We start from the raw sequence: 18,134 nt of genomic DNA on the forward strand, positions 1-18,134 counted from the left end.
GGTGTACGGGCGTCGACACCGCCGAGTTTACGGGGTCAGCCTGCCTCCTGGATCCCGGCCGTGGCCGCGCGGGCGAACGCCTCGACCTGGGCGGAGAGCCAGTCGTCCATGGCCTCGCGCCGCTCGGGCGTCGTGTCCTCCGCCGTGTCGCTGACGGTGATGGCCACGCGCGTCTTCTGATGCTCGGGGCCCGCGATCACCAGGAGCTCGGCGCCGTATCCGCCCTGCGCGTACGGACCTTCGAGCGTCGTGGTGGCTCGCTGGACGTGCACGGTCACGCCGCCGGGGCCGATGGTCGTCGTGCAGGGGTGGGTGATGCGACCCTTCTCCTCCATCGGGATGCAGTGCTGCTCGACGCTCAGCTCGGACCCGATGGTGATGAGGTTCGCCGCTCCCGCGATGACGCCCTCGGGGAGGCCGGTGGTGACCTCGGGCCCCGGAATGGCGGTCGTCTCCGGGCCTGCGGCCCAGCCGGCGCCGAGCGCGTCGGCCAACGCCCGCGACTCGTCGGGGATCTGCGGCTGGCCGGAGCTCTCCGGCGCAGGCGGCGTCACGCCGGCGGTCAGCTCGGCCCAGACCCCGTCGGTGACGACGGCGGCCAGCTGGTCCACGGAGAACGGCGGCTCGGCGCGGGTCGGCTCGGACTGCTTCTCGGTGGGCGCGTTCATCGCCGCGAGGTGGACCGACAGGCCGGTCGGCGCGACGGCGGTGACGCGGGTCTGGCGGCGGTCGGGCTCGCGGTCGGGTTGCGGGTAGTACGGCCCGGTCTGCAGCTGCAGCGTGGTGCCGTCGTCGAGGGTGCGGAACTCGCAGCTGCCGCCGTTGACGACGACCGGGCAGCCCGGATCGGACGCCACCATGGACACCTCGCCGCTCACCCAGCTGGCGCCGGTGCCGTCGTCCCAGACGAAGGAGAACCAGGCCGAGTCCGGTCCGTTGTCGCTGGCGTCGGCCTCGGTGATCTCGCCGGGCGGCAGCAGGGCGACGACGGCGTCGACAACGGCGTCCGGGTCGATCTCGCCGGCGGGCTCGGCCTGCGGCGGGGCCGCGACGGCGGTGCCGGCGGCGTCGGTGCCGGTCTCCGCGTCGTCGCCGGCGGCGACGGGACCGCTGCCGCCGTCGTCACCGTCCAGGAAGGGGACGACGAGCACCGTGCCCGCGCCGGCGACCAGGACCAGCGCGGCCGTGCCGACGGCCAGCCGGGCGCGGAACCGCCGCTGCAGCGCGAGGCCGCGCTCGACCCCGCCCTCGACGAGGTCGACGACGGGCGGGTCGATGCGCAGGGCCTCGGCCCGCAGGGCCAGCTCGAGCTCTTCTTCGATGGTCACTCAGCTCACCTCGTTCAGGGTCGGGGGGTCAGGTCGTCGGTGCCGAGGACGGCGCGCAGCCGGTTGAGGGCGCGGAAGCACCGCGAGCGCACGGCGCCCGCGGACAGCCCGAGCTCGGCCGCGGTCTCCTCGACGCTGCGGTCCTCCCAGTACCGCAGGACCAGCACCACACGGTCCTTCGCGTCGAGCCGGGCCAGCGCCTCGATGAGCGTGACCCGCAGCGCGACGTCGGTCTCGGGGACGGCGATCTCGGGCAGCGAGTCGGTGGGCCGCTCGCTCGACCCGCGCCGCCGCCGCTGCGTGATGAAGGTGCGCACCAGCGTCGTGCGGGCGTACGCGGCGGGGTCGTCGGGCCTCGACCGCCGGGTCCAGGCGCGGTACACCTTGCCCAGCGTCTCCTGGACCAGGTCTTCGGCCAGGTGCCAGTCGCCCGTCAGCAGCCAGGCCGTCCGGAACAACCGGCCGCTGCACGACGTGGCGAACTCCATGAAGCCTTCCGCGCTGCCGGCCACCGCCAGCCTCCGTTCGTCGTCCTCACCCAGACAGACGCTATGAGGAGGCCAGGACGTTTCAGGGAGTTCCGACCCACTCCTCGCCGCCGTCGCCGAAGCGCTGGTGCTTCCAGATGGGGACCTCGCGCTTGAGGTCGTCGATGAGCCGGCGGCAGGCGGCGAACGCCTCCTGACGGTGGTCGGCGGCGGCCGCGACGACGACGGCGATGTCGCCGATCTCGAGGTGCCCGACGCGGTGGACGGCGGCCAGCGCGCGCAGGGGCGTGCCGGCGGCGACCTTCTCGGCGACCGTGCGCAGGACGTCGGCCACCGTGGGGTGCGCCTCGTAGTCGAGACTCGTGACGTCGCGGCCGCCGTCGGCCTCGCGGACCGTCCCGATGAACACGACGGTGCCGCCGGCGCCACGGTCGGACACGGCGGCCAGCACCTCGTCGACGGAGAGCGGGCCGGGCCGCACGTCGAGCAGCCGGATGACGTCCACGATGATCAGCTCCGCTTCCGGCGGCGGGCCTTGCGGACCACGACGGCCGTTCCCAGGATGGCGACGGTGGCACCGGCGGCGCCGATGGTGGCAGCCGTGGCGGCGTCGCGCTTGCCGATGCGCCGCGACGCCAGCGCGTGCCGCCCGCCGACCTCGTCCATGAGCGCCCGCAGCGCCCCGGCGTTGTCGTGCGCGGGCTGCCAGCCGGCCTTGCGCAGCCGGTCGCCGGCGACGACCCACGGCCGGGTGACGAAGTGCAGCTCGCTGGCCGGCGCGGGCGTGACGCCGAGCCGGTGCAGCCGCTGCGCGGTGCCGAAGGCGAACGACGCGGGCAGCTCGATGCGGCTGCGGCCCGAGAGCTCCTCGACCGTCTGCTGGTCGAGGTGGCCCTCGCTGCCGACGGCGAGCGGCCCGGCGATGTCGTGCAGGACCACGTATTCGAGCGCCGACGCGAGGTCGTCGACGTGGCAGAACTGCCAGGCCGGCTCGCTGCCGCGGACGACCAGCAGACGGGGCGCCTCGAAGTGCCGGGTGAGGACGGTGTCGACGCCGGGTCCGACGACGGCGGCCGGGCGGACCACCGTCACGGCCATGCCCGGGTGCGAACGCGGCGCCCGCGCGCAGAGGTCCTCGATCTCGAGCAGGTCGCTGATGATCGAGCCGTCGGGCTCGGCCCGCAGCGGGGCGTCCTCGTCGAGCGGGACGGGGTTCTCGGCCTGGGCGCCGTAGACCATGGCGCTGGTGACGGCGACGAGGTGGCGCACGCCGGCCGCCGCGGACGCCGTCAGGATGGTCTGGGTGCCGCGCACGTTGCGGTGCGATCGGACGGCGGGGTCCGGGGTGATGCCGATGTCGACGGCGGTGTGCACGACGGCGTCGACCCCGGCCAGCCGCGTGACGATGGCGGGATCGGTGAGATCCATCACGCGCCACGTGACGCCGTCGACGTCGCCGCGGGAGTCGTCGAGGCCCACCACCTCGGCGACGTCGTCGCTGGCCGCCAGGCGTGCGGCCAGCAGCCGGCCCACACCGGACGCCGCGCCGGTGACCGCGATCACCAGCCCGTCGCCGCCGTTGCGCCCAGCGCGAACCCCGCCCGACCGTCTGCCCACGAAACCCCCTACAACGACTACCGTGGAACGCATGAGGCGCTCCCGAACGCTTCCCATCCTGCCTGAGGCGCTGCCATGAATGATGTCCCCTTCGGTTTTGGTTCCGAGGACGACCCGGACGAGAACCGGCCCCAGAAGTCCGGTTCCGGCTCCGGAGGCGGCTCTGGCGGTCCGGGCGACCCGTTCGGCAACCTCTTCGGCATGTTCGGCGCGGGTGGTCCGGGCGGCCCCGGCGGCAGCCCCGACCTGGGCGCCATGTTCCAGCAGCTCGGCCAGATGTTCTCGTGGTCCGGCGGGCCGGTGAACTGGAACCTCGCCAACCAGGCCGCGCGCGAGGTCGTCTCGGCCGCCGGCGACCGCTCCGTCAGCGGTACGGACCGCCGCGAGGTCGACGACGCGTTCCGCCTCGCCGACACCTGGCTCGACGGCGCCACCTCGTTCCCGTCCACCGGCGGCGCGCCGCGCACCTGGAGCCGGGCCGAGTGGGTCGAAGGCACGCACGACGCCTGGAAGGACCTCGTCGAGCCGCTGGCCGCGCGCGTCTCCGAGGCCATGAGCAAGTCGCTGCCGCCCGAGGTCGCGCAGGCCGCGGGCCCGCTGGTCGGCATGATGCAGCAGGTCGGCGTCTCCATGTGGGGCGCGCAGGTCGGCCAGAGCATCGGCAAGCTGGCCGGCGAGGTCGTCGGCTCGGCCGACATCGGCGTGCCGCTGGCCGCCGGCCACCCGGCGCTGCTGCCGGCCAACGTCCGCGCCTTCGGCGAGGGCCTGGGCGTCGAGGCCCGCGACGTCACCTTGTACCTCGCGCTGCGCGAGGCCGCCTACGTCCGGCTCTACGGCCACGCGCCGTGGCTGCGCGCGCACATCGTCGCGCTGGTCGAGGAGTACGCGCGCAACGTCAGCGTCGACACCAGCGCCATCGAAGAGAAGATGCGCGAGATCGACCCACAGCGGCCCGAGGCCCTGCAAGAGGCTCTCGAGGGCGGGCTGTTCGACGTGCCCACCACTCCCGAGCAGCAGGCCGCACTCGACCGCCTCGAGCTGGCGCTGGCCCTCGTCGAGGGCTGGGTCGACGACGTCGTCACGCAGGCCACGGCCGACCGGCTGCCGTCGGCCGCGGCGCTGCGCGAGACCGTCCGCCGCCGCCGCGCGTCCGGCGGTCCGGCCGAGCAGACCTTCGCCACGCTGGTCGGGCTGCAGCTGCGGCCGCGCAAGCTGCGCGAGGCGGCCGACTTCTGGGCCGCGGTCCGCGAGGCGCGCGGCGCCGACGGCCGCGACGCCGTCTGGGCGCACCCCGACCTCATGCCGTCGGCCGACGACCTCGCCGACCCCGCGGCCTTCCTGATCCTCGACGAATGGGACATGTCCGGGCTCGACGACACCCCGGCGCCGCCCGAGGACGAGAACGGCGGCAGCCCGTCCTAGGAGGGCCGGGCAGACCGGCGATGAGAGGGGGCCGGAGGTCTCCTCGACATCGTCGGTGCGAGGCGCCGAGCCAGGGTGAGGTCAATCGGGGCCATGCCCGGCCCGAGAACCCTCGAGGAGCAGATGACCGCGTGACCATCGCCGACCCGCTGCACGCCGACGCCGTCGCCGTGCTGTCGCGGTGGGCCGCGCCGTCGCCGGAGCAGGACCGGCTGCGCCGCGACTACCTCGACGTGCTCGACACCCGCCCCGATGCGATGCGGCGCGCGTGTGTGCCCGCGCACCTCACCGGCAGCGCGATCGTCGTCGACCCCGCCGCCGGGCGGGTGCTGCTGCTCCTGCACGCCAAGGCCGGCCTGTGGCTCCAGGCCGGCGGCCACTGCGAGGACGGCGACGGCTCGCTGGCCGCGACGGCGCTGCGCGAGGCCACCGAGGAGAGCGGTATCGCCGGGCTGCGCCTCGGCGCCGGCGGCCGGCCGGTCCAGCTGGACCGGCACCCGGCGCCGTGCCGGCCCGGCGTCGTCGAGCACCACCTCGACGTCCAGTACGTCGCGCTGGCGCCGGCCGGCGCGGTCGCGGCCATCAGCGACGAGTCGAACGACCTCGGCTGGTTCGGCTACGACGACCTGCCCCAGCCGCTGGGCGGCGGCGTCGTCGAGCTCATCGCGGCCGCGCGGGCCGCACTCTGACGTCGTCGTTCCTCCTGATCGACGACGGCGTCATGCCTTGGTGGCCGACGGCTCGAGCGTGCGGCGGCGGGCCCGCAGGCCCTCGACGGTGATGCGGCCGCGGCGCACCGCGCCGCGCTGGTCCAGCCAGGCGTCGAGGAACCGCCACACCGCGGCGGCGTCGGCGGTCTCGCCGGTGACCACCGCGTCGATGACGCTCACGTGCGCGTTGCGCAGGCCTGCGGCCAGCACCCGGTCGCGACGCCCGCAGCGGACGCGGACCCGGGCGACCCGCTCGCCGAGGTCGACGAAGAGGCGCGCCTCGGCCTCGGTGAGCCGGCGCGACCCGCCGGGGACCCACGCACCGTCCTGGCTGGGTGTCGCCGACGTCACCCGCATCACCAGCTCGCGCAGCGACTCGACCGCCTCGACGAGGCCCTGCCGCGCGCCGTGGCGCGACTGCAGCCAGAACGCGAGCAGCGCCGCGAGGAAGACCGCCGGGACGGCGAGCGCGCCGCTCAGCAACCCCTCCCAGGTGATCGAGCCCGCGGGGATGCCGACGAACGCCTGCGTCAACGTCACGGCCGGACATTACCCAGGTGAGACCCCCGGTCAATCGTCGGTGACGTCGTCCTCGTCGTCGCCGCCGGGCGGGCCGTCGCCGTCGCCGTCCTCGTCGGCCGTGCCGGCCGCGTGGCTGTAGCCGTCGAGGAAGCCGCGCGCCCGCTCGGCCCGCGGGAAGCGGCCGACCAGCGCCCAGAACTCCGGGCCGTGGTCGTTCACCAACAGGTGCGTCAGCTCATGGACCAGCACGTAGTCGATGACCCACGTGGGCAGGCCCTGCAGCCGCGCCGACAGCCGGATGGAGCCGTCGCTGGGCGTACACGACCCCCATCGGGCCCGCTGGCTGGCACTCCAGCGCACGCTCGTGGGGGTGGCGCGGCCGTCGAGGTACTTGCGCGAGAGCTCGCCGGCGCGTGCGAGCAGGCCCTCGTCGCTGGGCCGGCGGCGCTTCTCCTGCGCCGCCAGGCGATCGAGCATGACCTGGACCCAGCGGCGTTCCTCGGCCTTGCTGAGCCGGGACGGGAGGCACACGACGATGCGGCCGTTCTCGCGAAACGCCGTGACGGTGCGTCGACGGCGCAACGAGCGCCGTATCTCGACGTCCGGAGCCACCATGGATGCACCGTAGACCCATCCGACCGGCAATGCGTGGATGCAATGTGGATAACTGGCCGAGATGCCGCCTACGACGCCATTGCCCAGGTCGGTCGGCTTCGTGCACGCACTGGTCGCCACAGTTTCTTCGTGCACATGTGGTGGATTGCATCGGCGCTGGTCAGCGCCTCCATCGTCACGAAGTGAATCCGTCGTCAACAGGCTGCGCACCGGTGGTCCACAAGCATGACCGTAGTCCTGCACAAGTCGTCCACAAGGTTATCCACAGCCTTGGGACAGTCCCTCCGCGTTCCCGTTGCCGACACTCGGGGATCGCCGTACGTTCACTGACATGTCCGGCGGTTCGAATCCCTTGCACACCACACATCGCACGGGCCGCCCGATCCCGCTCGGCGGGATCTCGGATAACGATGACACCTCCGCGCGCCCGGGGAAGGCGCGCGACCGTCAGCGGAACTGAGATCCCGCCGTGCGCATTTCTCGCTCGTCATTTCTCCCTCGAAGGATCCGCCCGCTGGCGTAGTGTGTCGGCTCAAACCACACGGGGGACGCGGCTGACCTGCTGCTTCCGCACCTGCTACGAAGGATTGGGAGGCCACGAATGGCTGAGACGTACACGGGTGAGTTCTACTGCGTGAAGTGCAAGGAGAAGCGCGAGGCGACGGGCGACATCGTCGTCAATGACAAGGGCACCCGCATGGCCAAGGCCACCTGCCCGGTCTGCTCCACCAACCTCAACCGCATCCTCGGACGCGTCTGAGGCCTGTGGACAACGGGACGCACGGCGGCGCCGAACGGGGCAGGATGCCGCTGTGCGCCCCATCCTCCATCCCGCTCTGAGCCGAACCTGGCGCGACGACGCCACGCTGCAGGTCGGTGTCACACCTGACCTCGCCCTGGTGGTCGGCGGTCTCAGCCGGCCCGAACGCCGCCTCGTCGAGGCCATGACCGGCGAGTCCGACCTCACCGGGCTGCGCGAGCTGGCCGAAGAGCTCGGCATCGGCCGCGCGGCCGCCGACCAGCTCACCGACCTGCTGCTGACGGCGGGCGCCGTGGTCGACGGCGACCGGCTCGCCCCGGCGGAGCGGCGAGACCGGCGCCGCCGAACGGGCTCCCGGCGTCAGCCCGGCTCGCGGCGAGGGCCGGACCCGCGCCGTCAGCCCGACCGCTCGTCGGCCGGGCTGCTGGCCCGGGCGGCCGACGGCGGCGACGGCGTCCTCGCGTCCCGGCGACTGGCCCGCGTCGACGTGCACGGCGCCGGCCGGGTCGGCGCCCAGGTCGCCCGGCTGCTCGCGGCCGCGGGGGTCGGCGACGTCGTGGTGCTCGACGGCGAGCCGGTGCGTCCCGCCGACGTCAGCCCCGGCGGGCATTCGGCCGACGCGGTCGGCGCCTCCCGCCGGGCGGCGCTCGACCAGCTGCTGCGCTCGGACGCGGCCGGCGACGGCGTTCGCGACGGTGGCGGCCCGGCGTTCGCCGTCCTGGCGCCCACCGACCGGACCGGCCGCGAGGAGGCGGCCGAGCTGCTCCGCCTCGGCGTCCCGCACCTCCTCGCGCACGTCATCGAGCTCACCGGCGTGGTCGGGCCGCTGGTCCTGCCTGGTGTCTCGTCCTGTCTGCGCTGTCACGACCTGCACCGCACCGGCCGCGACCCGCACTGGCCGCTCGTGCTCGACCAGGCGATGCGCCGGCCGCCGCCGGAACCGGCCTGCGACGCCGCGCTGGCCGCCGTCGTCGCCGGACTGGCCGCCACGCAGGTGCTCGCCCACCTGGACGGCTTCGTTCCGGCCGCCGTGGACGGCACCATGGAGGTGACGCTGCCGTCGGGGCTGCCGCGGCGGCGAACCTGGACCCGGCACCCGGGCTGCGGGTGCGGCTGGGCGGCCGGAGCGGATGAGGTTGCACAATGGGTGATGTGAGCGATGTGCCTCGCAATGCCGTCAACCGCGCCTTCAAGCTCGCGTCGCTGCCGCTGGGGCTGGCCGGGCGCGCCACGCTGGGCCTGGGCAAGCGGCTCAGCGGCGCGTCGGCCGAGTCCGTCAGCACCGACGTGCAGCAGCGCACCGCCGAGCACGTCTTCCGGGTGCTGGGCGAGCTCAAGGGCGGCGCCATGAAGTTCGGGCAGACGCTGTCGGTGCTCGAGGCCGGCATCCCCGAGGAGCTGGCCGCGCCCTACCGCGCCACGCTCACCAAGCTGCAGGAGTCCGCGCCGCCCATGAAGGCCGAGACGGTGCACGGCGTGCTCGCCGCCGACCTCGGCCCCGACTGGCGCGACCGGTTCCGCTCCTTCGACGACGCCCCGGCCGCCTCGGCGTCCATCGGCCAGGTGCACCGGGCCGTGTGGCACGACGGCCGCACGGTCGCCGTCAAGATCCAGTATCCGGGCGCCGGCGACGCGCTGCGCTCCGACCTGCGCCAGGTCGCCCGGCTGGGCCGCTCCATCGGCGCGCTGGTCCCCGGCATGGACGCCAAGGCGCTGGTCGAGGAGCTGCACGACCGCATGGTCGAAGAGCTCGACTACCGCATGGAGGCCGACGCGCAGGACGGCTTCGCGCTCGCCTACGCCGACGACCCCGAGTTCGCCGTGCCCCGCCTGGTCGAGGGTGCCGAGCACGTGCTGGTGTCCGAGTGGCTCGACGGCCTGCCGCTGTCGAAGGTCATCGCCGAGGGCACCAAGGACGAGCGCGACCACGCCGGGCTGCTGTACGTCCGGTTCCTGTTCTCCGGCCCGGCCCGCGCCGGCCTGCTGCACGCCGATCCGCATCCCGGCAACTACCGCATCACGGCCGACGGCCGGCTCGGCGTGCTTGACTACGGCGCCGTCGCCCGGCTGCCCGAGGGTCTGCCGCCGTCCATCGGCCAACTGCTGCGGCGGGCGCTGGCCGGACAGGCCGACGAGATGCTCGACGGCCTGCGCGAAGAGGGCTTCGTCAAAGCGCACATCCACCTCGACCCGGAGGACCTCTACGACTACCTCGCGCCGTTCCTCCAGCCGGCCCGGGTCGAGCGGTTCCACTTCAACCGCCCGTGGATGCGCGAGCAGTTCGCCCGCATCAACGACCCTCGCCGGCCCGGTTACTCCATCGGGCTCAAGCTGAACCTGCCGCCGTCGTACCTGCTCATCCACCGCGTCTGGATCGGCGGCCTCGGCGTGCTGTCGCAGCTCGACTGCGAGGCGCCGTTCCGGGCCGAGCTGGAGCGCTGGCTGCCGGGCTTCGCCGCCTGACCCGCGAAGGGAATCACGCCGGGCGGTCGAGCCGGGCGTCACGCTCGTCGGCACCGCCGACTCCTACGGCCCGTTCAGGAGGCGACACGGTTCGCGGGTGACGTGCGGCACCCGGCCACAGCGCCCACGGTCAGCAGCGGCCGCCCTCACCACCAGGCCTGGTCGAGTCGTGCCTCGATGGATCGCAGGTTGTCTCGCGCGCAGCGGTCGCAGTAGTAGAGCGTGCGGCCGCGCTCCACGCTGCTGATCCAGGTCAACGGCACGTCCTCGGCCGTCGTCCCGCACTGGGCGCATGTCACCTGCACCGCTTCGGACACGCGCTTCTCCCCCATGGTCGTCATGTGTTCCCCCCACCCATTGCGCCGAGGTAGATGAACCCCGGCCCGATATCGTCGAACTCGAGGCCCGCCGCCCGCAACGGCTGGTCCCAACCACCCGTGCGCCCGGGGTCGGCGGCCTCGAAACCGTGATCGGCCGTCAGCAGCACCACCACGTCGTCGGCGACGCCCAGGGCGTCGAGCCGGTCGAGGAACGCGCCGAGCCGGCGGTCGGAGTCGGCGAGGGAGTCGCGGGCGATCGCCGACCGCGGCCCGCCGGCGTGGTGACCGGCGTCGGTGACGGCGCTGGCCCACCACATCAGCGCGGGCGCCGCCGCCGCCGACTCCCACAGGCCCAGCACCTGCTGCAGGCCGACGTCGTCGGCGCGGGTGGCCCAGGTGTAGTAGTCGTCGGCCAGGTGGGCGCGGTTGCCGAGGTACGGCGACGCGGCGGCGTCGGGCATCAGGTGCGCCAGCGCCACGGAGCCGTCGCCGGTACCGCTCTGCCTGATCAGCTGCATGGTCGAGTAGCCGGCGCCGCGGTCGGCCGGCTCGTTCACGCAGGCGGTCAGGGCGTCCGGACGCACGGCGGCCACCTGCTCGAACACGGTCGGCACGTCGCGGCGGGCCCACTCGGGCCAGCGGTGCCAGGTGGTGGAGTCGTTGGCGTCGATGCGCCGTCCGGTGGTGCGGTCGAGGAACAGGTTGCCGAGCACGCCGTGCCGGCCGACGGCGGCACCGGTGAGGATCGACGTGTGGTTGGCCAGCGTCAGGCTGGGGAACTCGGCGACGGCGCCACCGGTCAGCGCGCCCCCGCGCGACAGCAGCCGGGCGACGTTCGGCAGCCGGCCGGCGGCGGCCTGGTCGAGCAGGTCACCGCAGTGCGCGCCGTCCCACAGGATGCCGACGACCCAGCGGGCGCCGCGGCCGACCAGCCGGTCGAGCACGACGCCGTCCAGCGGCTCCCCATGGGCGTCGGACAGCCGGCCGTGCGACGGTGACGGGTCGACGCCGGCCAGCCAGGCCAGCGTCGGGCCGATGTCGCGTAGGCGCGCGTGGTCGGCCACCATGCCGTCGACCCGGACGCCCGGGCCGCTGAGCAGCAGCGGCGCGCGCGACTGGATGACGTCGAGGCTGCCGTGCTCACCCCGGTGACCACCCAGCTCGGGAAAGTAGTGCCGCGGCGTGTGCACGACGACGAGGTCGGGCGAGCGCGCGGGGTCGGCGAACACCGACAACAGCCGCTCGGCCGCGTACGGGTAGGCGTTGCGCTCGTTCGGCGGCGACGGATCGGCGACCTCGGACCCGTACGGCAGGAACGCCATGGGGTCCTGGTCGGCGACGGGGTTGCGACCGGCCAGCACCTCGTCCGGCTCGCCGGGCCGCAGCCGCGCGGATCCGGCCGCGTTCATGACGACGACCCCGCGCTGTCCGTCGCCGTCCTCGGGCCAGGCCACGAGGTCGACGATGCCGGACAGTGCGGGGTCGGTCAGTGTTTCGGCTGCTGCTGACAGAGCGCGATGGCGACCTGAACTCACGAGGACTGGTTCCCTTTCCCTTGCGGGACTCGCCCCCGCATGGGACCTCGCGGTCGGCTTGAGGTCAGCTTGTCATCGGACAGGCGCTACCTCAACCGATCAGTACGTGCGGCTGCGCATCGCGACGGCCGCGGCGGCCAGGTTCCTGGCTCGCTGCGCCGCCCGGGCGGCCCGCCGGTCCATCCGGCGGACGGCCAGCACGCGCCGTACTCGCTGTTCCTGCAGCGCTCGCTCGCGCTGCTCCATACAGTGCGCACGCGCGAGGGCTTCGTTCATGAGATGCATCTCGGTGCTCCTGAAGTCTCGGTTCACGGTGGTGGGAGTGATCTGCGGAAGGTCGGGTGTGGGCGTCGCGGCCCGGAGCTCGGTCGTCATGTCGGTCCGTCCATCGGGGTCATCGGTCGTCGGCAGCTGCCGTTGGTGCCCTGAACTCGTGTCTCGGCGTCGTGCTGGTCCACTACGCCGCGATCTCGTTCTTCCTGGGGCGTCCGCGCGGGCGCTTGCGCGCCACGACGGCTCCGGAGACGAAGAGCTCTCCGCCCCACACGCCCCAGGGCTCGGCCCGGTCCATCGCTCCCGCGAGGCACTGCGCCCGCACGGGGCACTCCTGGCAGAGCAGCTTGGCGTGTTCGACATCAGCCGGCGACTCGGCGAACCACAGCTCCGGGTCCCTCCGGCACGGAATGGACTCGTCGGCTGCTACGGCTCGGTCGAGAACGCTGGTCAGCATCATGAGTTCGGTCACCTCCCTTCCTTCCGAGTCGGTTCGGGCAGACACTGCCTGCCTGGGCAAACAAAAAGGCCGCGGATCCCGGTGTGGGGTCCGCGGCCTGGAAGGCGCCGGTCTTGTCATGGCTAGACCGGTGGACCCCAGGTGCGGACGCGCACGCCGTTCTTGACCCCATCGACGAGGTGCGTCGTCGGGGCATCTGCCTGCGGACGCACTTCACCCGTCATCGGGGCGGTGACGGGCGCGACGGAACGCACCCGGGCGCTCTGGGAGACACCACGGAGGGCGCGCTCATACGCGAAGCCGACACCGCACGCAGACGGGTTCAGAGTCGTGATCTTCATCAGGCGCTTCCCTCCTTCCGTGTCAATCCCGAGCCGGTCTCTCCGGATCGTGGGCACCCTGCATTGCAAGGTGCTCGGTCATGCTATTCCGGGCCCTGTGTAAGGGGCAACCTATTTTTACGGTCATTCTTCGACGATTTCCCGACACAGGGTCAGGACGTCCTCGCCGTAGCGGTCGAGCTTCGTGCGGCCGACCCCCGGGATGGCCGAGAGCTGGGTCTCGTCGGCCGGCTTGGCCTCGGCGATCGCGATGAGCGTGGCGTCGGTGAACACGACGTAGGCCGGCACCTTCTGCTCCTGCGACCGCTCCAGCCGCCAGGTGCGCAGCCTCTCGAACAGCGCGTCGTCCATGGAGGACGGGCAGCTGCCGCACCGGCCGAGCTTGCGGTCGACGGCGTCGACCAGCGGCGCGCCGCAGACCCGGCAGCGGGCCGGAGCACCCGACCGGCGGGCCTTGCCCCCGGCGCCGCGCTCGGCGCGGTGGTCGCTGCGGGCCCCGCCACCGGGGCGGACGCCGTCGAGGAACCGGCTGGGCCGGCGGTTGCCGCGCCCGCCCGGCTGCCGCGCCAGCGACCACGACAGCGACAGGTGCTCGCGGGCCCGGGTGACGCCGACGTAGAGCAGCCGGCGTTCCTCTTCGATCTGGGCGGGCGTCTCAGCGTAGCTCAGCGGCAGCGTGCCCTCGTGGCAGCCGACGACGAACACGGCGTCCCATTCGAGGCCCTTGGCCGAGTGCAGCGAGGAGAGGGTGACGCCGTCGGCCACCGGGGCGTGCTGGGCCGTGGCCCGGGCCTCGAGCTCGTCGACGACGTCGGCCAGCCCGGCGCCGGGCTTGGCCGCCACGACCTCTTCGGCCAGCGACACCAGCGCCGCCAGCGACTCCCAGCGCTCGCGGGCCTGACCGCCACCGGCCGGCGGGGTGGGCGACCAGCCGGCCGAGCTGAGTACGGCGGCCGTGGCCGCCGCGGCATCGGGGGCGTCAGGGGCGCCGTCGGCCGTGCGGACCGCGGCCCGCAGCAGCATGGCCGCCTGGCGCACCTCGCCGCGGTCGAAGAACCGCTCGGCGCCGCGGACCACGTAGGCGACACCGGCGTTGGCCAGCGCCTGCTCGTACGCCTCGGACTGCGCGTTGACCCGGAACAGCACCGCGATCTCGCGCTGCGGCGTGCCGTTGGCGACCAGCTTGGCCACCTGGTCGGCCACCCACGCGGCCTCGGCGAGCTCGTCGGTGTGCTCGATGAAGACCGGCTTGGGGCCGGGCGGGCGCTGCGCCTGCAGCACCACGCCGGCCAGCGCGTCGCGGCCGGGCTTGAGGACGGCGTTGGCGACGTCGACCACCTGGGGCGTGGAGCGGTAGTCGCGGAACAGCCGCACGACGGTGGCGCCGGGGAAGCGCTGGGGGAAGCGGACGAGGTAGTCGGGCTGGGCGCCGGCGAAGGAGTAGATGGTCTGGGCGGGATCGCCGACGACGCAGACGTCGGTGCGATCGCCCATCCAGAGGTCGAGCAGCTTCTGCTGGACCGGCGAGACGTCCTGGTACTCGTCGACCACGAAGTGGTGGTATTGCGACCGGACCTGCTGGGCGACGCCCGGATGCCCGGACAGCAGGCCGACGGCGGCGAGCAGGATGTCCTCCATGTCGAGGACGTTGCGGTCGGTCTTGAGGTCTTCGTACGCGGCGTAGACGCGGGCGACGGAGTCGGGGTCGACGTTGCCGACCTCGCGGTGCGCCGCCGCCGCCGCGGTGACGTAGGCCTCGGGCAGGACGTTGCTGACCTTGGCCCACTCGATCTCGGACGCGAGGTCGCGCAGCACCGTGCGGTCGGTGGGCACCCGGCAGCGCGACGCGGCCGAGCCGACGATGGGCAGCTTGCTCGAGTTGATCTCGGGGAGGTCGGAGCCGGTGATCTGCGGCCAGAAGTAGCGGGCCTGGCGCAGCGCCGCGGAGTGGAAGGTGCGCGCCTGCACGCCCTCGGCGCCGAGGGCGCGCAGCCGGCCGCGCATCTCGCCGGCGGCGCGGGTGGTGAACGTGACGGCGAGCGTACGGCGCGGATCGAACGCCCCGGTGTGCACGCCGTGGGCGATGCGGTGGGTGATGGCGCGGGTCTTGCCGGTGCCCGCGCCGGCGATGACGCAGACCGGCCCGGTGAGCGCGGTGGCGACCGCTCGCTGCTCGGGATCGAGGCCGGCGAGGACGTCGGGGGCTGGCATCGCTCCATCCTGACAGCCGGCACCGACAGGATGCGAGGCGGATCGCGTCGCGGTACGGAACAATCCGGGCGAGCGCCCGTGTTGAACCAGCTGACACGTCAACGAGGTTTCGCGAGAGCAGGAGAGTCGATGTCGCGGTTCACCATGTACAGCACCACCTGGTGTGGCTACTGCCGTCGACTCAAGACCGCGCTGAACCGCGAGGGCATCACGTTCGACGAGGTCGACATCGAGACCGACCCGAAGTCCGCGGACCTCGTCATGGGCATCAACGCGGGCAACGCCGTCGTGCCGACCCTGGTGTTCGCCGACGGAAGCTCACTGACCAACCCCAGCCCGGCGCAGGTCAAGGCCAAGCTGACCGCTATCGCCGGCTGACGTCGGCCGGCAGCGGCCGGCCGTACCAGCCCTCGACCAGCTTCCGGGCGATCGAGATGCCGCTGGGCGGGAGCACCTCGCCGCGCTCCATCGCCGCGGTGAGCTCGTCGCGGCTGAACCAGCGCGCCTCGGCGATCTCCTCGCCGTCGGGCGTCGGGTCCTCGCCGGCGGCGGTCGCGTAGTAGCCGAGCATGAGGCTCGACGGGAACGGCCACGGCTGGGCGCCGGCGTAGCGGCACGCCGTCACCCGCACGCCGACCTCCTCGTAGAGCTCGCGCACGACGGCGTGCTCCGGCGTCTCGCCGGGCTCGACGAAGCCGGCCAGCGTCGAGAACCGGCGCCCCGGCCAGGCCGCCGACCGGCCCAGGAGGCAGCGATCCTTCTCGTCGACCACCAGCACGATGATCGCGGGGTCGGTGCGCGGGAAGTGCTGTGACCCGTCGAGTTCGCAGACGCGGACGTGCCCGCCCTGCTCGGCCTGCGTGGGCCCGCCGCAGCGCGGGCAGAACCGGTGCGTCGCGTGCCAGTTGGCCAGCGCGATCGCATGGACGGCCAGGCCGGCGTCGCGGTCTCCGAGCACCGTGCCCACCTCGCGCAGCGTCGCACCGCCGTCGGGCTTCTCACCCACGTGGACGGCCACGAAGGCGACGCCGTCGTCGTCGAGTCCCAGCAGGAAGCGGTCGCCGTCGGGCGCCTCGGCCGGCGAGACGAACCGCAGGCTGTCGCCGTCGACCGGCACCGTCCCGTCGCCGACCAGCAGCACCCGGGTGCCGTCGTCGGACCACAGGGAGTCCAGCCACGCGGCGTCGGCGCGGCGGTCGGCGGCGCGGTCGACCGTGGAACGCGAGAGGGCGAGGGGTCCGGGCAAGACATAGGCCTCGTGCACGACCCACGACCCTACGCCGGATACCGTTTCCACTCGTGAGCACCCACATCGCTGCCGCGTCCGGCGAGGTCGCCGAGACCGTCCTGCTGCCGGGCGACCCCCTCCGTGCCGAGTGGATCGCGAAGACCTACCTCGACGACGTCACCTGCTACACGCAGGTGCGCAACATGCTGGGCTTCACCGGCACCTACCGGGGCCGGCGCCTCTCGGTCCAGGGCACCGGCATGGGCCAGCCGTCCCTCGCCATCTACGTCCACGAACTGCTCGTCGAGTACGGCACGAAGACCCTCGTCCGGGTCGGGTCGTGCGGCGGGCTGCTCGCCGACGTCGCCTTGCGCGACCTCGTCATCGGCGTCTCCGCGGCCACCGACTCGTCGATGAACGCGCTGCGCTTCGAGGGCTTCCACTACGCCCCGACGGCGGACTTCTCGCTGGTGCGGGCCTACGTCGAGAAGGCCGAGGCGGCCGGCGCCCGGTACCACGTCGGGCAGCTGTTCAGCACCGACTCCTTCTACCACGACCGTCCCGAGCTGCGGGACCGGCTGACGCAGTACGGCGTCATGGCCGTCGAGATGGAGGCGGCCGCGCTGTACACGCTGGCCGCGAAGTTCGGCGCCCGGGCCATGGCCGTCTGCACGGTCAGCGACAACCTCGTCACCGGCGAGGAGACGTCGGCCGAGGAGCGCGAGCGCACGTTCGCCGAGATGGTCGAGCTCGCTCTGGACTCCGTCTCGTCGTGACACCGCGCGGGTGGGCGTGGCTGGCCGGGTCGACCGTGCCCGCCGCGCTGCTCGCGGTCGTGGTCGTCTGGCCGCAGGGCCTCGGCCTGGCCGGCGTCTACGGCCCGGCCCAGCTGGTGGCGCTGCGCGGCCTGACGGTGGTGGCCGGCGGTTGCGCCGTGGTCGGCGTGGCCGTGCTGGCGCTGCTGATCCGGCGGGCCCGGTGGCCGCTGGCGGCGGTCGCCGGAGTCGTCGCGGTGGCGACGGTGTTCTCGGCCGGCGTGCTGTGGTCTCGCGGGGTCTGGACCGACCGGGTGGAGCCGGCCGCGTCGTCGGCCTCCGGCGAGGGCGAGGTGCGGGTGCTCGCCTTCAACACGCTGTACGACGGCGCCGGCCCGTCGGTCGTCGCCGACCTGGTGACGGCGTACGGCGCCGACGTCGTGGTGCTGCCGGAGACCTCCGCGGCCACGACGTCGCGGGCGGCGGAGCTGGCCGGAGGTGCCTTCCAGGTCTTCCACCACCAGGTCGACGCCGGCATCACGTCGGCGACGGGGCTCCTGGTGGCGTCGTCGCTCGGAACGTACGGCGAGCCGCAGCCGGACCCGTCGGGCGGGCTCGGCTCCTTCACCGTGCGACCGGTCGCGGGCGGTGACGGCCCGCCGATCACCGCGGTCCACGCCTGGCCACCCACCGGCGACGCGATGGCTCGCTGGCGCGACGACACCGTCTGGGCGGTGCGCCGCTGCAAGGGCGGTGAGGGCGCGATCGTCGCCGGCGACTTCAACGCGACGCTGGACCACCCGGCGCTGCGCTCGCCGGAGCCGTGCGCCGACGCCGCCGCGGAACGCGACGCGGCCGCCGTCGGCACCTGGCCCGCGGGGTGGCCGTGGTGGGCCGGCGCGCCCATCGACCACGTGCTCGCCGACGCGCGGGCCTGGGAGGTCGTGTCGTTCAGCGTGCTCGGCGCCGCCGGCGGCAGCGACCACCGGCCCGTGCTGGCCGTGCTGCGCCCGGCGGGCTAGAGATTCGTTAGCGGCACGTGTCGAGAACCGTGCGCCGGCTCCGTCCCCGGGGTACGAGCGGCCG

21 protein-coding genes are annotated in these 18,134 nt (G+C 73.6%); 8 read left to right on the top strand and 13 right to left on the bottom strand.

Translation table 11 applies throughout. From position 1 onward, the window contains the following. Positions 1 to 35: 35 nt before the first annotated feature. From E1212_RS12200 to E1212_RS12215, 4 genes are read right to left on the bottom strand one after another with little or no spacing between them, the layout of a single operon-like run. Entirely contained in the window at positions 36 to 1,328 is a 1,293-nt protein-coding gene (locus E1212_RS12200) for a hypothetical protein (protein ID WP_131982740.1), read from the bottom strand. A gap of 14 nt (positions 1,329 to 1,342) precedes the next feature. Beyond that, a complete protein-coding gene (locus tag E1212_RS12205) occupies positions 1,343 to 1,840 on the bottom strand; it encodes a SigE family RNA polymerase sigma factor (RefSeq protein WP_203416788.1) in 498 nt (165 codons plus the stop codon). Positions 1,841 to 1,898: 58 nt separating this feature from the next. Beyond that, complete coding sequence (locus E1212_RS12210) at positions 1,899 to 2,321, bottom strand: molybdenum cofactor biosynthesis protein MoaE (RefSeq protein WP_131982742.1); 423 nt, start codon at positions 2,319 to 2,321, stop codon at positions 1,899 to 1,901. A 5-nt stretch (positions 2,322 to 2,326) separates the two neighbouring features. Beyond that, entirely contained in the window at positions 2,327 to 3,433 is a 1,107-nt protein-coding gene (locus E1212_RS12215) for an NAD-dependent epimerase/dehydratase family protein (protein WP_203416789.1), read from the bottom strand. A 75-nt stretch (positions 3,434 to 3,508) separates the two neighbouring features. Between E1212_RS12215 and E1212_RS12220 the strand changes: the two genes are divergently transcribed. After that, positions 3,509 to 4,855, top strand: coding sequence for a zinc-dependent metalloprotease (locus E1212_RS12220; protein WP_131982746.1), 1,347 nt, complete (start codon positions 3,509 to 3,511; stop codon positions 4,853 to 4,855). A gap of 131 nt (positions 4,856 to 4,986) precedes the next feature. Then, a complete protein-coding gene (locus E1212_RS12225; protein ID WP_238992326.1) occupies positions 4,987 to 5,544 on the top strand; it encodes an NUDIX hydrolase in 558 nt (185 codons plus the stop codon). A 30-nt stretch (positions 5,545 to 5,574) separates the two neighbouring features. On the opposite strand, the gene E1212_RS12230 is transcribed toward E1212_RS12225, so the two are convergent. Both E1212_RS12230 and E1212_RS12235 read right to left on the bottom strand, forming a co-directional pair. Then, a complete protein-coding gene (locus tag E1212_RS12230) occupies positions 5,575 to 6,105 on the bottom strand; it encodes a hypothetical protein (protein WP_131982750.1) in 531 nt (176 codons plus the stop codon). Positions 6,106 to 6,135: 30 nt separating this feature from the next. Next, positions 6,136 to 6,702, bottom strand: a complete 567-nt coding sequence (locus tag E1212_RS12235) for a M48 metallopeptidase family protein (protein WP_203416790.1) — start codon at positions 6,700 to 6,702, stop codon at positions 6,136 to 6,138. Between the two features lie 601 nt (positions 6,703 to 7,303). Between E1212_RS12235 and E1212_RS29990 the strand changes: the two genes are divergently transcribed. Genes E1212_RS29990 through E1212_RS12245 form a run of 3 tightly spaced genes read left to right on the top strand, consistent with a single transcriptional unit; the run spans position 7,304 to position 9,925 of the window. Beyond that, the gene (locus E1212_RS29990; RefSeq protein ID WP_092623275.1) at positions 7,304 to 7,462 is read left to right on the top strand and encodes a DUF5679 domain-containing protein; all 159 of its coding nucleotides are present in this window, start codon (positions 7,304 to 7,306) and stop codon (positions 7,460 to 7,462) included. A 52-nt stretch (positions 7,463 to 7,514) separates the two neighbouring features. Beyond that, a complete protein-coding gene (locus E1212_RS12240; protein WP_131982752.1) occupies positions 7,515 to 8,618 on the top strand; it encodes a hypothetical protein in 1,104 nt (367 codons plus the stop codon). After that, on the top strand, positions 8,615 to 9,925 hold the full coding sequence (locus tag E1212_RS12245; RefSeq protein WP_131982754.1) for an ABC1 kinase family protein: 1,311 nt from the start codon (positions 8,615 to 8,617) through the stop codon (positions 9,923 to 9,925). The genes E1212_RS12240 and E1212_RS12245 overlap by 4 nt, the downstream gene beginning before the upstream one ends. A gap of 146 nt (positions 9,926 to 10,071) precedes the next feature. Here the strand turns inward: E1212_RS12245 and E1212_RS12250 are convergent, their stop codons facing one another. From E1212_RS12250 to E1212_RS12275, 6 genes are all read right to left on the bottom strand, one after another. Further along, the gene (locus tag E1212_RS12250) at positions 10,072 to 10,266 is read right to left on the bottom strand and encodes a hypothetical protein (protein ID WP_131982756.1); all 195 of its coding nucleotides are present in this window, start codon (positions 10,264 to 10,266) and stop codon (positions 10,072 to 10,074) included. Beyond that, positions 10,263 to 11,699: an alkaline phosphatase family protein gene (locus E1212_RS12255; protein ID WP_131982758.1), complete on the bottom strand. Its 1,437-nt coding sequence runs from the start codon at positions 11,697 to 11,699 to the stop codon at positions 10,263 to 10,265. The genes E1212_RS12250 and E1212_RS12255 overlap by 4 nt, the downstream gene beginning before the upstream one ends. Before the next feature lie 180 nt (positions 11,700 to 11,879). Next, positions 11,880 to 12,155: a hypothetical protein gene (locus E1212_RS12260; RefSeq protein WP_131982760.1), complete on the bottom strand. Its 276-nt coding sequence runs from the start codon at positions 12,153 to 12,155 to the stop codon at positions 11,880 to 11,882. Positions 12,156 to 12,237: 82 nt separating this feature from the next. After that, on the bottom strand, positions 12,238 to 12,513 hold the full coding sequence (locus E1212_RS12265) for a WhiB family transcriptional regulator (protein ID WP_131982849.1): 276 nt from the start codon (positions 12,511 to 12,513) through the stop codon (positions 12,238 to 12,240). A gap of 122 nt (positions 12,514 to 12,635) precedes the next feature. After that, positions 12,636 to 12,854, bottom strand: a complete 219-nt coding sequence (locus E1212_RS12270; RefSeq protein ID WP_131982761.1) for a hypothetical protein — start codon at positions 12,852 to 12,854, stop codon at positions 12,636 to 12,638. A 123-nt stretch (positions 12,855 to 12,977) separates the two neighbouring features. Further along, entirely contained in the window at positions 12,978 to 15,065 is a 2,088-nt protein-coding gene (locus E1212_RS12275; protein ID WP_131982763.1) for an ATP-dependent DNA helicase UvrD2, read from the bottom strand. Between the two features lie 129 nt (positions 15,066 to 15,194). Between E1212_RS12275 and E1212_RS12280 the strand changes: the two genes are divergently transcribed. Beyond that, entirely contained in the window at positions 15,195 to 15,443 is a 249-nt protein-coding gene (locus E1212_RS12280) for a mycoredoxin (RefSeq protein ID WP_131982765.1), read from the top strand. Here E1212_RS12280 and nudC read toward each other — a convergent pair. Continuing rightward, complete coding sequence (nudC, locus tag E1212_RS12285) at positions 15,430 to 16,311, bottom strand: NAD(+) diphosphatase (RefSeq protein ID WP_162605438.1); 882 nt, start codon at positions 16,309 to 16,311, stop codon at positions 15,430 to 15,432. The genes E1212_RS12280 and nudC overlap by 14 nt on opposite strands. Before the next feature lie 53 nt (positions 16,312 to 16,364). Between nudC and deoD the strand changes: the two genes are divergently transcribed. Then, a complete protein-coding gene (deoD, locus tag E1212_RS12290; protein WP_131982769.1) occupies positions 16,365 to 17,069 on the top strand; it encodes a purine-nucleoside phosphorylase in 705 nt (234 codons plus the stop codon). Next, complete coding sequence (locus E1212_RS12295) at positions 17,066 to 18,070, top strand: endonuclease/exonuclease/phosphatase family protein (RefSeq protein WP_162605439.1); 1,005 nt, start codon at positions 17,066 to 17,068, stop codon at positions 18,068 to 18,070. The genes deoD and E1212_RS12295 overlap by 4 nt, the downstream gene beginning before the upstream one ends. Positions 18,071 to 18,134: the final 64 nt, after the last annotated feature.

It is taken from the genome of Jiangella ureilytica, assembly GCF_004348545.1.
Classification (GTDB): Bacteria; Actinomycetota; Actinomycetes; order Jiangellales; family Jiangellaceae; genus Jiangella; species Jiangella ureilytica.

What these genes read in the sequence shown, in the direction of transcription:
- E1212_RS12270 (WP_131982761.1), bottom strand. Translation starts at nt 12,854, where the DNA reads ATGAAGATCACGACTCTGAACCCGTCTGCGTGCGGTGTCGGCTTCGCG.
- E1212_RS12220 (WP_131982746.1), top strand. Translation starts at nt 3,509, where the DNA reads ATGAATGATGTCCCCTTCGGTTTTGGTTCCGAGGACGACCCGGACGAG.
- E1212_RS12260 (WP_131982760.1), bottom strand. Translation starts at nt 12,155, where the DNA reads ATGACGACCGAGCTCCGGGCCGCGACGCCCACACCCGACCTTCCGCAG.
- E1212_RS12275 (WP_131982763.1), bottom strand. Translation starts at nt 15,065, where the DNA reads ATGCCAGCCCCCGACGTCCTCGCCGGCCTCGATCCCGAGCAGCGAGCG.
- E1212_RS29990 (WP_092623275.1), top strand. Translation starts at nt 7,304, where the DNA reads ATGGCTGAGACGTACACGGGTGAGTTCTACTGCGTGAAGTGCAAGGAG.
- E1212_RS12265 (WP_131982849.1), bottom strand. Translation starts at nt 12,513, where the DNA reads ATGATGCTGACCAGCGTTCTCGACCGAGCCGTAGCAGCCGACGAGTCC.
- E1212_RS12235 (WP_203416790.1), bottom strand. Translation starts at nt 6,702, where the DNA reads ATGGTGGCTCCGGACGTCGAGATACGGCGCTCGTTGCGCCGTCGACGC.
- E1212_RS12280 (WP_131982765.1), top strand. Translation starts at nt 15,195, where the DNA reads ATGTCGCGGTTCACCATGTACAGCACCACCTGGTGTGGCTACTGCCGT.
- E1212_RS12250 (WP_131982756.1), bottom strand. Translation starts at nt 10,266, where the DNA reads ATGACGACCATGGGGGAGAAGCGCGTGTCCGAAGCGGTGCAGGTGACA.